This window comes from Cronbergia sp. UHCC 0137 (assembly GCF_034932285.1).
GTDB lineage: Bacteria > Cyanobacteriota > Cyanobacteriia > Cyanobacteriales > Nostocaceae > Cronbergia.
Genome location: NZ_JAYGHC010000014.1, coordinates 64,936 through 79,652, shown reverse-complemented (window position 1 = coordinate 79,652; position 14,717 = coordinate 64,936). Strand labels below are relative to the sequence as shown.

Annotated in this window: 8 protein-coding genes; 1 reads left to right on the top strand and 7 read right to left on the bottom strand. The window is 37.8% G+C overall.

Translation table 11 applies throughout. From position 1 onward, the window contains the following. Positions 1–190: 190 nt before the first annotated feature. The 7 genes from VB711_RS09130 to VB711_RS09100 form a co-directional block, all read right to left on the bottom strand. Entirely contained in the window at positions 191–328 is a 138-nt protein-coding gene (locus VB711_RS09130; protein WP_323285579.1) for a hypothetical protein, read from the bottom strand. Positions 329–522: 194 nt separating this feature from the next. After that, positions 523–1,443 (bottom strand): histone deacetylase, encoded by a 921-nt coding sequence (locus VB711_RS09125; protein ID WP_323285578.1) that lies wholly within the window; start codon positions 1,441–1,443, stop codon positions 523–525. A gap of 211 nt (positions 1,444–1,654) precedes the next feature. After that, positions 1,655–2,482 (bottom strand): metallophosphoesterase, encoded by an 828-nt coding sequence (locus tag VB711_RS09120; protein WP_323285577.1) that lies wholly within the window; start codon positions 2,480–2,482, stop codon positions 1,655–1,657. A gap of 671 nt (positions 2,483–3,153) precedes the next feature. Further along, positions 3,154–10,410 (bottom strand): non-ribosomal peptide synthetase, encoded by a 7,257-nt coding sequence (locus VB711_RS09115; RefSeq protein WP_323285576.1) that lies wholly within the window; start codon positions 10,408–10,410, stop codon positions 3,154–3,156. Between the two features lie 37 nt (positions 10,411–10,447). Next, on the bottom strand, positions 10,448–11,791 hold the full coding sequence (locus VB711_RS09110; RefSeq protein WP_323285575.1) for an aldehyde dehydrogenase family protein: 1,344 nt from the start codon (positions 11,789–11,791) through the stop codon (positions 10,448–10,450). Further along, on the bottom strand, positions 11,754–12,113 hold the full coding sequence (locus tag VB711_RS09105) for a cysteine hydrolase family protein (protein WP_323285574.1): 360 nt from the start codon (positions 12,111–12,113) through the stop codon (positions 11,754–11,756). The genes VB711_RS09110 and VB711_RS09105 overlap by 38 nt, the downstream gene beginning before the upstream one ends. 25 nt (positions 12,114–12,138) lie before the next feature. Then, on the bottom strand, positions 12,139–13,287 hold the full coding sequence (locus VB711_RS09100; protein WP_323285573.1) for an isocitrate/isopropylmalate family dehydrogenase: 1,149 nt from the start codon (positions 13,285–13,287) through the stop codon (positions 12,139–12,141). A gap of 174 nt (positions 13,288–13,461) precedes the next feature. Here VB711_RS09100 and VB711_RS09095 point away from each other — a divergent pair, with 174 nt between their 5' ends. Further along, complete coding sequence (locus VB711_RS09095) at positions 13,462–14,460, top strand: hypothetical protein (RefSeq protein WP_323285572.1); 999 nt, start codon at positions 13,462–13,464, stop codon at positions 14,458–14,460. The last annotated feature ends 257 nt before the right edge of the window (positions 14,461–14,717 follow it).

The following is a 14,717-nucleotide window of genomic DNA, read 5'->3' as shown; positions in this document are numbered from 1 at the left end:
ACCAATGAGCAGTGCTAAACCCCTACCCACAGAATCAAATAATTAAGCCGTGTTTAGTATAGTTTTCTATACCTACCAATTATCAGGAATAAACTAGGACTTACCCAACTAAAAAACTCTTAGCGGTTGTATAAATAAAATTTAAGGGACAATTCATGAATTGTCCCTACAGGAGTTTTTGGTACTGTTGTTAACGTTCTCCTGTTTTTTCAATCGTTTCAATCACTGCTAAACCTATACTAGATGTGGCAATTAACAGTATTGCTGATATCCAATAGGCGTTCGCAAGCATTTGAAGGGCTTCGTCAATAAAAATATAGGTGGTCATTCCTTCACCTGTTAAACTTTGTGATGCTGCTAGTAATATTTATTTCTTCACACCCTGATTGGTTAATTGCGTTGATTATTTCCTAGCAATAGCATCTTAACAAAACTTAAACACTTTTAGAAGGTGATCATCAAGTTTTTTTGATAAAAGTTTGATGAAACTTAACCAAATTTAGTTGTCTAAAATACAGAAATTTAATATTTCTCAGCTAGACAGGGTAAAAGGGTAGCGATTACTGATTGGGAAAGTGTTGGTAAGTCGTAACCACCTTCTAAGCCAAAGAGGATTTTATGAGTTAAACTTAAACAATATTCGGTAAATATACCAAAATCTTCTGGTTGTAAATTTACTCCAGCTAAAGGATCTGCTGCATTAGCATCATAACCAGCACTAACAATTAATAATTCTGGTTGAAAGTTGGTTAAAAAAGGTAATATTTTGTTTTCCCACAGTGGTTGATATGTGGTAATATCGCTACGGGGTCGAACAGGTAAATTTAAAACGTTGTTGTGATATCCCTGGTCAGAATTTCTCCCAGTACCAGGATATGCGGGGTATTGATGGAGTGAACAATAGGCTATTTGCGGGTTGTTTTCAACGATCGCTTGGGTACCGTTACCATGATGTACATCCCAGTCGATGATGGCAACACGGTTAATATCAGGCTGTTTTAAGGCATATAAACCGGCGATCGCTGCGTTGGAAAACAGACAAAACCCCATCCCTGTATGACTTTCAGCATGGTGTCCCGGTGGACGAGCTAGGACAAAAGCCGGATTTTTGCTAGTTAATACAATGTCTACACCTTCTAACCAAGCGCTGACAGCTAACAAGGCTACATCATAACTGCGGGGAGAAATGGGGGTATCACTATCTAAATAACCGCCTCCAGAAGTAGCGATCGCTCTCACTTTATCAATGTATGCTGGAGTATGGGCTGTTTCTGCCCATGACATCAACTCAGGTTTTATAGTGGGAGTCACCCATTTGATGTTTTCTGAGAAACTTGCACTTTTTAAAGCCTCTACAATCGCAGTTAAGCGTTCTGGTTTTTCTGGATGGTAAACACCAGTTTTGTGTTCTAGAAATTCGTCAGAATAGATAATTTGTACCATATTTCAAAAGAGCGATCGCTGTGGATGAAATATATCATAACCCCCTCTTGTTTAAACCCTGCTAGAGACGTTCCCTAGAACATCTCTAGTACCGCAATGCAGAAGTCAAAGCACAAAAAAAACCAAGTATGTAACGAAAAGTGAAGTTACCTAAAAGTCTCTTCCCTCCTGCCTCCTGCCCCCTGCCCCCTGCCTCCTGCCCCCTGCCTCCTTAGATTAGGGTGATTACAGTAACTTCAGGTGGGCAAAATAATCTTCCAGGACGATAAGTACCTAAACCTCGATTGACGTATAGTTGATTTTCTTCAATGTTGTGAAACCCTTGCGCCCATTCCCAATATCGCACCACTTTGGTACAATCTCCCAGAGAAAGAGAAAGCCAACACCTAAGTTTTTTGGGAAGTTTTTTGAGCAGTCTTTTATAATACAATACCAGGGGACCAAGACCGGGAATAACGATATGTCCTCCGTGTGTGTGACCAGATAGCTGCAAGTCTACCCGCCATTTTTCCAATATTTTGGCTGTATCTGGGTTGTGAGATAAGACTATGCGGGGGACGCTAGGATCTAGTTGTTCCATGATTGGTGCAGGGTTAAATTCTCGTGACCAATAATCTGCAAGTCCTACCAGTGGCAATTCTTTTCCTAGTGGATAGGCAATTTGATTCCAAAGTACCTGGATGCCAATACTTGTCAAAGCATTAGTAACTTCTGCTTGAGAGTGGTTGAAATGGATGTCATGGTTGCCCAATACCGCATAAATACCACTGTCGCTTTGCAGATGTTTGAGTCGCTGCGCTAGTTCATAAATCGGGGTAGGATCATCGGTTACATAGTCACCAGTGAGAAGGATTAAATCTGGTTCAATTTCATTAGTAGCAGCGATCGCACTTTCTAACATTTCTTCTGACAGTCTTAAACCATCATAATGAAAATCAGATAACTGCACTAGCTTTTTACCTTGTAAAGATACAGGTAGGCCTGGGATCTTAACCGTTATTTTATCTACTCTTAAACGTCCTGTAAACAACCAGTGCATAAGTATATAGATTCTCCAGATACTAGCGTTTACAGCTTATCAAAGTTAATGCTTTCTTTCCTAAATGTAAAGGAATTATAGATATTTTAAATTACTTTTTTAATGATTTCTACTATAAATTATTGACTCAACAGAAATATAGATAGGACTTACGCACTGTACAAAATGTATATATATGTATAAACGTAGGGTGCGTCAGACAGTATAATTTAGGCTAAAATCACTAACTTTCAGATTCTGACGCACCTGACTTCATCTATACTAAAAACGGTTGAGACATGGACTTTTACAAAATGACGAAAAACCCAGATTTGTAGGGGTTTAGCATTGCTAAACCCTTACCCACAGAATCAAATGATTAAGCCGTGTTTAGTATAAATCAGTGCGGTGCGTCAGATCCAAAAAATCTGTTGTTTCCTAAATTATCGGGTCTGACGCACCCTACAAGAGATAAAATCTATCATCCCTATGTAATAGATTTTGTCAATGCGTAACTCCTAATAGAATTATAAAAATCAAGATCCAAGAGGGCAGCGATTCTCATTTTGAAAGGATTTTACGCCATTTCAGCGATCGCCGAGTTTGTTAAGAATTGTAAAACCCTATAACCGCAAGGGTTTCAATGTCATGAAACCTTAAAATGAGAATTGCTGAGTAATTTTTCAACATTATCAATCATGATCAATATGGTGGGTTAACTTTTCAGCTAATATCTTCACATTAGGCTCATCTAAGATGCTGATATGGTTGCCAGGAATGTTGTGAATTACTAACTCCCCATCAACTAATTTCTGCCATGCGAGTTCTGGTGGATCAAAACTATAGGTAACACTAGAAGTAGAAGAAGAATTAATTGCCTTAAATAAAACCACCTTACCTGAGTAGGATTTAAGAGTATAGGCATTGCGAAGTAACTGTATTGGATAATCAGTGTATGTGTGGGGAAAATATTGAGATTGGATAGGTTCGGTGACGTTCGTTTTGGGGAAATATCGAGCTAAGAGACGATTAAATTTGGTTTTTATTTGAAATTGAAGCCTGAGCCAAAATTCCCAAAATCCCAGATTCCATAGTAATTTTAACCTTTGGGAGAGGGGCAAAAGTTTAACATTACTACGCTTTAGAAAAGTATCAAATAACGCTAGTAGGGCTACTTCTTGACCTTGAGCGACAAGTTGTTGAGCCATTTCATAAGCAATCAGACCACCGACGGAAAGACCCATTAAAAAGTAAGGGCCTTCTGGTTGAAGCGATCGCATTTCTTCGATATAGTGAGCCGCTAAATCTTCCATTTTAGGCAAGGAAAGCGCCTTATCCTTTGGCTCTGATATACCATAATGGAGGGCATAAACAGGTTGTTCTTCTCCCAAATTGCGGATCAGATTTTGGAAATAAATATGGTGAATACCAAATAAAATAGGACGAGAACCTTTTGGTTGAAGTGGCACAAGAGAGTACCAAGGTGATTTCCATTCTTGGGAATTGATCATATCAGCCAGTTGTTCAATCGTTGGTGAATGAAAGATAGCAGCTAAGGGTATGTTGATTTTGAAAGTTTTTTCAATTTGGGCAAATAGCTTGACAGCCAACAGAGAATGTCCCCCCAGGGCAAAGAAATTATCCTTTACACCAATGGGTTTAATCCCTAAAATTGCTTCCCAAGCTTTTGTAAGTTGCTGTTCTAATTCATTACGAGGAGCAATAAAAGTCTCTTCCGGTTCTCTCCGAATTTGCTCAGGAATAGGGAGAGCGCGACGATCAATTTTGCCGTTAGGTGTTAAGGGAAACTTTTCTAATATGACAAAAGCCGACGGGATCATGTATTCGGGTAACTTTTGTTTCAGGAATTGGCGTAATTCGCTTTGAGTTAATGTTGCTTGGGGTTGGGTAACAATATAAGCAATTAGACGTTTATCTCCTGGGATATCTTCACGGGCTATAACTATTACATTTAAGATATGAGGATGTTCACTCAGAACTACTTCAATTTCTCCTAACTCAATGCGAAATCCCCGAATTTTTACTTGATTATCAACTCGTCCAATAAATTCAATATTACCATCAGCTAAGTAACGGACTATATCACCAGTTTTGTAGATTTTTCCGCTTCCAAAGGGATTAGGAATAAACTTTTCAGTAGTTAATTCTGGTTGGTTTAAATAACCTCTTGCTAAACCATCCCCTCCAGTATATAGCTCTCCAAATACACCAACAGGAACAGGTTGTAAATAGGAATCAAGAATATAAACTTGGGTGTTAGTAATTGATCCGCCGATAGAAATAGAGCTACCTTGTTGTGGTAATTGTGGAATCAAGTAGCAACAGGTAAAAGTAGTATTCTCCGTTGGACCATAACCATTAATTAAATGACAATTGTTTATTTTTTGGCGAAACTTCTGGACGTGAGATATAGATAAAACATCACCACCTACCAAAAGTTGATGTAAAGGCTTTAAATCTTCCAATCGCTCATCTACCATCAAGTAAAATAGTCCAGTCGTCAACCACAAAGTTGTAATTTGATAGCGTTGAATAGCTTGCCCTAGTTCTACTAATGAAGGTATATGTGCTGGAAAAATTATTAATTTACCACCGTTGAGCAAGCTACCCCAAATCTCAAAAGTCGAAGCATCAAAGGAAATGGGAGCTAATTGTAAAAAGGTTTGTTTTTGCGTTAAATTAGCATAATTAATGTTTTTTACTAAGCGTACCACTCCCCGATGAATGGTACAAACCCCTTTAGATTGACCTGTAGAACCGGAAGTATAGGTAATATAAGCAAGATTATCGGCTATAGCATTACAAGTCAGATTATCCTGGCTTTGATTACTAATTTTTTCCCAATCTGTATCGAGACAAATAATATGGGTTTTACTTGCTGGTAATTTATTAACTAATGACTGTTGAGTTAGCAAGATTGGTGCTTGGGTATCTGCTAACATGAAAGCAAGACGTTCTTGAGGATAGTTAGAATCAAGAGGAACATAAGCACCTCCAGCTTTTAATATTCCTAATAGCCCAATGATCATTTCTAAGGAACGTCCTACATAAATCCCGACTAATACCTCTGGTTTTACTCCCAATTTTTGCAAATAGTGAGCGAGTTGATTAGCACGATGATTAAGTTCTTGATAAGTTAATTCTTGATCTTCAAAAGCTACTGCTATATTTTCCGGCATTATTTCTGCCTGTTCTTCAAATAATTGATGAATAGATTTATGATCGGGATACTTAACTACCGTATTATTCCATTCCACTAATAGTTGATTTTTTTCTCTTTCTGTCAGAATCCGTAATTTGCTGACTTCTAGATTAGGATTAGCCACAATTGCCCCTAACAAAACCTGAAAATGCCTACTCATTCTTTGAATAGTTGCATCATCAAATAAATCTGTACTATATTCCCATTTTCCGCTTAATCCATCAGGTGTTTCTGTTAAAGATAGGGTTAAATCAAATTTAGATGTTTGCCTTTCTAGTTTAATTGATTCGATTTTTATATCTGTTAAATTTATTGTTTGTTGTAATGTATTTTGCAAGACAAACATTACCTGAAAAATAGGAGATTGACTCAAATTTCTTTCTGGTTGTAGCTCCTCTACTAACTTCTCAAATGGTAACTCCTGATGACTATAAGCATCCAAGCAGATTTGTTTTACTCTTGTTAATATCTCTTGGAAACTGGAATTACCTAAAACATTAATTCTCAGTGCCAAAGTATTTACAAAAAATCCTATTAACTGCTCAATTTCTTGGCGGTTACGATTAGCAATAGGTGAACCAATTACAATATCTTCTTGATGACTGTAGCGATAAAGTAATACTGCGAAGGCAGAAAGTAAGGTCATAAATAAAGTCACGTTTGACTTGTTACTTAACCCATTTAGGTTTTGGCTTAATTCTGCTGATAATTGAAATTTATGGCTTTTTCCTTGGTAGGTTTGGATATTTGGACGAGGTTTATCTGTGGGCAATTCTAATATAGGAGGAATATTGGCTAACTGTGTTTTCCAATAGTGCAATTGTCGTGCTAATACTTCACCCTGTAACCAGTTTCGCTGCCAGTGGGCGAAGTCTGCATATTGAATAGGTAACGGAAATAATGATGGAGATTTACCCTGATTAAAATCTTGATAAAGAGTTGATAATTCACTTTGAAATACTCTCATTGACCAGCCATCAGTGATGATATGGTGAAAGGTCAGTAGTAAGATATGGCTGTTTTCTTTTAGTTGTAATATTTTAACTCTAAACAAAGGACTAACTGTTAAATCAAATGCCTTATTTGTTTCGGTTTGAGCTAATTCTTCTACTTGTTTTTGTATTTCAAATCCGACTAATTCTGTTAAATCAATTACTGATAAAGTAATTTGTAAGGATGGATTAATAATCTGTACTGGTGAACCATCAATACTAATAAAACTTGTTCGCAGAGTTTCGTGCCTTTCGACTATGGTTTGTAGAGCTTTTTCAAGAGCATTTTTATTTAGCTGTCCTTCTAACCGTAAGACCAATGATATGTTATATGTGGCTTTTTCTGGTTCTAATTGGTTGAGAAACCACATCCGAATTTGGGCAGAGGATAGGGGTAATTTTTCAGTCCGTTTTATTGGTTTTAGGAGGGGAAACACAGCAGATAATTGACTGTTATCGGCTTGAATAAGTTGACTGAACTGGGCTATGGTTGGGGCTTCAAACAAATATTTTAAGGGAGTTTCGATCGCAAAGGCTTTTTGTATACGGGAATTGACTTGAGTTGCTAATAGAGAATGTCCTCCTAATTCAAAAAAATTATCTTTGATCCCAATGGGCTGAATCTTTAAAATTTCTTCCCAAATTATTGCGAGTTTCTGTTCTAATTCATTGCGGGGGGCAACAAAAGTTTCTTCTAGTTCTTGCAGGTTTTGTTGAGGTGCTGGGAGAGCGCGACGATCAATTTTGCCGTTAGGTGTTAAGGGCAATTTTTCTAAAATTACAAAAGCCGACGGGATCATGTATTCGGGTAATTTCTGTTTCAGGAATTGGCGTAATTCACTTTGGGTTAATGTCGCTTGAAGTTGGGGAACAATATAAGCAATGAGGCGTTTATCTCCAGGGATATCTTCACGGGCGATCGCCACTGTGTTTAAAATATCAGAATGTTGATTAAGAACAGCCTCAATTTCTCCCAATTCAATCCGAACCCCCCGAATTTTTACTTGTTGGTCAATTCTTCCTAAAATCTCCAAAGTCCCGTCTAAGCCATATCTACCGCGATCGCCTGTGTAGTAGAGTAAATCTGTATCATCATCACGGAAGGGATTTTTGACAAATTTAGATAATTGTTCTGGATCAGCATTTATATAACCTTTGGTACGGTAAGGAGTCCTAAGCACAATTTCTCCCACTTCTCCAATCCCGGACAATTGACTATTAGGTGTAAAAACTAATGCTTGCGTTTCTGGTAATGGTGAACCAACAGGTTGCACTCCAGGTAAAGGGTTTACTGGCACAGAGTAGTAACATTTTGCCAATGTAGTTTCCGTCGGTCCATAGAGATTAACTATTTGCCCACTTTCAGGAAATACGGTACGCCATTGTTTAATTAATTTATCTGTCAGAGGTTCTCCCGCAGAAAAGAGTAATCGTAAACTTCGTAAAGATATGCCTTTTGGTACATCCATTAACCATGACAGGATTAAAGTAGGTACGGTATGTATTAAGGAAATTTGCTGACTTTCCAACCAAGGCAAAACTCCCATAGCTGAGAGATTATCGTCATCTGCATCAGGTAAGCACAAGGTAGCACCACTAATCAGGGGTAAAAAAATATCTCTGATCACAACATCAAAAGATAATCCTGTTAATTGGGCTACACGATCTTGGGGTGTAATTGCAAATGTTGATCTTTGCCAGTGGAGGAAGTGAGATAATCCTTTATGACACCCTAAAATACCCTTGGGAATGCCAGTTGTACCAGAGGTGAAGAAGATATACGCAGAATCATCAGGTGATAGGGTAACTCTGACTGGGGTGTTTGCTGAAGAATTTAAGGATGCTTTTCCTGTATCTGGGTTAATACTAATAGTCAAAAGAGAATCTGCAAAGCTATGTTTTGTTTCTTCACTAATGAATAACACAGTCTTAACAACCGCCGTGGACAGCATCAATTCTTGTCTGATTAACGGTAAATTTAGATCTATATTTAATAACACACCTCCACTCATTAATACACCCAACATACTGGCAATTAGACCAAAGCTGCGAACACCTGATACTGCCACTACATCACCTTTTTCGATCTTGGCAGTTATTAAAATTTGAGCTATTTCTGTAGATGCTTGAGCTAATTCTTGATAAGTCCAAATCTGCTGATTCTGGATAATCGCTGGTTGCTTAGGCGTTTGCGTAGCCCAGTCAGTGAAGATATTAGTAATTGGTTGATATTCTCGCTCAGATATAGTCTGACTAGGATTAGGTAAAAGGGCTTGACTATTTGCTGTAATTAAAGAATAGGACTGGATTGGTTTTTCTGGCTCTGCCACAATTTGGATTAATAACAATTCAAATTGATAGAGCATTTCTCTCATTCTTGCAGGGGCGAATAGGTCTGTTTTATAAACTAATTTTAGTTCAATACCGTGTTTTTTTTCTTGAGTATAGATGGTTAAATCAGAAAGAAAATTTACTTCTGGGATTAATATTGGTTCTACTTTTAACCTAGATAAAACCGGATTGTTTTCCTCTAATCTCGACATATTAAAGCGGACTTGAAACAGTGGGTCACGACTCAAATCCCGATTAACTTGTAGTTCTTCTACCAATTTCTCAAAGGGTAAATCTTGATGAGTATAAGCCCCTAAAGTTACTTCTCTGACTCGCTTGAGTAATTCCTGAAAACTGGGATTTCCTCCTAAATCAGTGCGAAGAACCAAATTATTAATAAAAGCTCCTATTAAAGGCTCAATTTCTTGGCGATTACGATTGGCAATTGGTATACCAATAATGATATCTTCTTGACCTGAATAGCGATGGAGTAATATCTGAAATGCTGCCAATAAAGTCATAAATAAGGTAACGCCCTCATACTGACTCAGAGCTTTTAGATAGTTGCTTAGGTCTTGGGAAAGTTCTATAGATATAGATGCGCCATGATAAGTCTGAATCTGTGGACGCGGATAGTCTGTTGGTAGTTCTAAAACAGGAAGAATACCGCTCAATTTTTGTTTCCAATAAGATAACTGAGATTCTAAAACATCACCTTTTAACCAATTTCGTTGCCATTGGGCAAAATCGGCATATTGAATGGATAAATTAGGCAGAGAAGGTAAATTTCCGGTGAAAAAGGCTTGATATAAGTGATGAAGTTCATTGATAATAATTTCAGAAGACCAATGATCGCTGGCAATATGATGAACTACAATTAATAAAATATATTCTTTTTCATTTAAGCAAAATAAAATATTTCGGAAAGGAATATCAGCAGATAAATTAAAAGGTCGTTCAATTTCTTGCTTAATCAAATCTTGCAGTGCTTCGGGGCGATAGCTACGCTTGCTGCAAGCACCGCACAAATCAATGATCGGTAATTCTATAGATACTTTTTCATCAATAATTTGATAGAGTTCACCATCTTGTAAATCAAAGGTTGTGCGTAAAACCTCATGGCGGTCAATGATTGCCTGTAAAGCCATATTCAAGGCACTAATATTAACAGGTTGCTCAAATTTTAATATTTTGGAGTTATTGTAAACAGAGCTATTTGGCGTAAGTTGTTGTACAAACCAAAATCTTTTCTGAGCAAAAGAAGCAAGACAAGGTGATCCTGGTTCACGTGGTGGAATAGAATGAGATTTGATTTGAGTTTGTTGACGTAGGCGATCGCTCAATATTTGTCTTTTTTCTGGGGAAAGTTTGGCAATTCTTTGTTCAATACTTTCTAATGTCATTAGTTAATTTCCTCTCATATTTTTTTAAAATCAGTTCTTATTTTTGATTGGCATCGTAAATTGCTTGAGTGCGTGTATAGAACTCACGGTTACTAGAACCATGTTCAGGACAGCCTACACCTGATGCTTTCCAACCCCCAAAGGGAATATTTACTGCCACATCTGTAGTAGCACTATTTAATTTTAAAACCCCGGCTTGAATTTCATTTAAAAATTGTTCTTGTCGTAGTAATGAATGGGAAAATAAAGCAGCAACAAGTCCCTGTGTCACACCATTACAAAGCTGTATTGCCTGTTCCCAACTTTCAGCTTTTTGAACAACTAAAACTGGTGCAAAGGTTTCTGTTTGGACAATTTCATGGTTAGGGCGATCGCAACAAATTACCGTTGGACAAGAATAAGCTCCCTTGGGAATTTTGTTGAATTTTATTTTGTCCAGATAAGCCTCAAAAATCATCTCTACTTCTGTTTTAATTCTGGTTAGCATTGCAGCAACTTGATCACGTTTTTGGAAAGAAATCAATGGTCCAATATGGGTTTCTAAACTCAAGGGATCTCCCCAAACTAATTCAGTCATTGCTTGTTTAAGTTGGGTAATAAATTCATCGTAACAATGGATATCAACAATCACTCTGCGATTGGCAGTGCAACGTTGACCCGCAAAACCAAAAGCACCGTGAATAACCTGTTTAGCGGCATTTTCTAAATCACAATCTGACCAAATGATGGCAGCGTTATTTCCTCCTAATTCAGCTTGTAGGGGAATACGACGACGATCGCAGATATCCTGGGCAAAATAACCAGCCGTGGAAGAACCGGATAAGGTGACAGCATCAACATTTTGATCAGACATCAATGCTTGGGCTGTGAGGCGATCGCCACTGACAAAGTTAACTACACCAGGAGGACAACCTGCTTTTGATAACAGATCCATGATTTTAATGGCGATCGCTGTCCCCGGTAATGCCGGTTTCCAAATCAGTGTATTTCCGTACAATAAGGCTGGAGCAATTTTACCAATGGGGATGGCTAGGGGATTATTCCAAGGGGTAATTATCGCAACTGCACCTATAGGGCAATGTCTGTAAGTTCCCTGAGAAAATTGAGGAACGGTGATCTCTTTTTGGTCAAAAGCAGCAACGGATTTTAATAACTCAATCCCACGGGTAACTTCACCATCTCCATAAATAACGGGTTTACCTATTTCTATGGCCAATTGTTCCACTAAAGATTTTCGCTCTTGTTCTAGCAACTCTGCTAGATTATAAAGAATTTGGCGACGAGTATAAATCGGAGAATTTCGCCATTGTTTAAATGCTTGTTTGGCAGCAGTGGCCGCCTTTTTAACTAACTCTTTTCGACAAATTGGGACTTGCCACAATGTTTGATTTATATCTCGCGGTGAAATATGAATAAATGTTTTTAATGATAATTTCCTGGGAATTGGGATGTAAAGATTGGGGAACTTGATGACCTGATGTACCCTGAACACAACGCCATTGATTATTCCTTTGCCAATGAGTCATTCGGTTATCAACATCGGCATTAATTGTAGTCCAAATATGAATAATGGGAATACCTAAAACACGACAGCGATCGCATAAAGTAGTGGCACGTTCAACAATTTCATTGGCCGCTGGCTCTAAATTAGGAACATCAAGAAAATCATTTTGCAGATCAATTAAAAGTAAAGCGACTTTCATATACTTCACACGGTTCAGATATCATCTAAACTTCTAACAATTTATTAGTTGATTTAACCAGTGTATCAGCAATTCGCTCTCCCATTTCCTTTGTGCCAATTAAATGACAGGAATTTTCTTGAATATCTGCGGTTCGCCATCCCTGTCGCCAGGTTTGGGCGATCGCTCTTTCCATCAAAGTTGCTTCTTGATTTAAACCAAAACTTTGACGTAACATCATGGCTAAAGATAAAATTTGACCAACTGGATTTGCCTGATCTTTTCCCATTAAATCATAAGCTGCACCATGATTTGTTTGATATACAGCCGCACCTTGGGAGGAAAAATTTCCCGAAAAAGAAAATGTCCGTGAACCTAATAAAATTCCACTCACATCTGCTAATACATCACCAAATAAATTAGGGGCAACCACCACATCAAGTTCCTGGGCGTGTTGAATCAGATGATAAGCAGCATGGTCTATATTAATCAGAGAATAATCAATACCCAACTCTGAAACAATGTTGAGAGTACAGTCCCACCAAAGTTTACTAATAGCAGGAAGTCCACCATCTTTAATCACAACCGTTAAATGTTTACGGTGGTTTAACGCAATTTTAGCTGCTACCAATAAAATTCGATGTACTTCTTTTTCTGAATAAGAAAACTGATACTCCACCTGAATATCATTAGAAGTCGAAATAATATTGCTTTTACCAAAATACAAACCTGATATATTTTCCCTAATCAGAAGAATATCTATATCTGTTAAATATTCTGGCTTCATCCGATTTATTGCCAGTTCTTTAGAGTTTTTAACTGGAATCAACTTACAAAATAAGTCGAATTGTCGGCGTAAATCATAAACAAAACGTCCACCCCCTGCACCAGCCAATATCGCCCCACCATCAGAAAAAATATCCTGACAAAATTGAATTAAATCAGTAGAAATAGGGTCTTGGTAGCGACGATTTTCGTTTAAACCAATTAAACCGCTATTTCTAATTTCAAACGAATAATTAGTGACAGATTCTAATGCTCGTAAAATATGTAATGATGCAGCAATAATCTCTGCTCCAATTCCTTCCCCTTCTAAAATGCCTATCACAAAAGATTTAGATAGATTCTTTTTTGGTGATTCAAAGATAAAATCACTCCAATTCATTGTGATGGTGTTATCTGGATTCATTGACATAGACTGCTGATAGGTTTTATGAATATTTGTAACTCAAACTAATGTTTGCGAAGACCAAGCCGATGATTAAGTTGTGTAAAAAAAACAACGGCAAAACAAGTATTTTTTTGATCTAAGGTTAGGCAAAAATAATAGTATCATCTATTGGATTAGATATAACCTAACAGTAGATTTATGACTCAAACAAATTCACCCCAACACCTTCTTGATCATGACATCACCGAATCAGCTAAACTTTTGCATGAAGGGCATATGCACCGACTCGGCATTGCCAACACTATGCAATTAGCCCATTCCTACAACAAACTCAAATTTCAGAAACAGGATGCCTATCGTATTGATCAATATCAACATCATCTCGACGCATTACTGGCAGAAAATGGAGCTATCACCACACCTACAATTCATCTAAATGACGGTTGGCATATTGATACCTCTATGTCCCTACCATTTCTGGACGAGGTACTCGAAGATAGTGAAAAAATTATCAGTGAACGAGCAGGTAAAGGAAAGCCAGCTATTGGGACTTACAGAAGTTATTTTCAAGATATGTGGACACCAGAAGATTTGGTGCGCTATCCATCATTTTTGAATTTCGTCACTTCTTCAACAATACTTTCTACAGTAAGTCACTACATCAAGAGCATTCCTGTCCTTTCTAGCACCCTCCCTTCTGGTATTCGTTTTGTCGAATCTAGTGCTGAATATGATGATCAGCCAGAGAAATTCAAAGACAGTCAGCTTTTCCATGTAGACTACTATTCTCTGCCCAATGTATATGTGTTGGTATTACTGCGCGATACAACTATAGAAAATGGTCCCTGGTCTTTTCTGCCAAAGTCGGTTACTGTCAAAGCTGTGGAGGCATTGAATAATTGGCAATACGGTGTTCCCTATAGATTTAGTGATGAGCAGGTTTATTCTGTGGTGGATAAAAGTAACTTAATCGAGTTGTGCTATCCCCGTGGTACTGTTCTTTTTATTGAGTCTTCAGGCTGTATGCACTACGGTAGCCGAAATGCTGTCAAACCCCGCTATAAATTAATGATTGGCTACAGTGGACTATGCCGCACCGATTTTAGTGAAGGATTTATGCGGCAAAAAGTATATCCTGTCCGTCCAGAAGATTCCAAACTGCGGAAGATGCTTCTCGATAAGAATTTTATAGGTTGATTATCCTCAAAATCCAAGTATTCAGGACAGAGAACTTCCAACTTGTCTGTATGTAGGGTAGGGAGCAGGGGGGGACGATTATTCCATGGTGATGAATGATTATTCCATGACGATGAATGATTATTCCATGGTGATGAACGATTATTCCATGGTGATGAACGATTATTCCATGGCGATAAATGATTATTCCATGGTGATGAACGATTATTCCATGGTGATGAATGATTATTCCATGGTGATGAACGATTATTCCATGG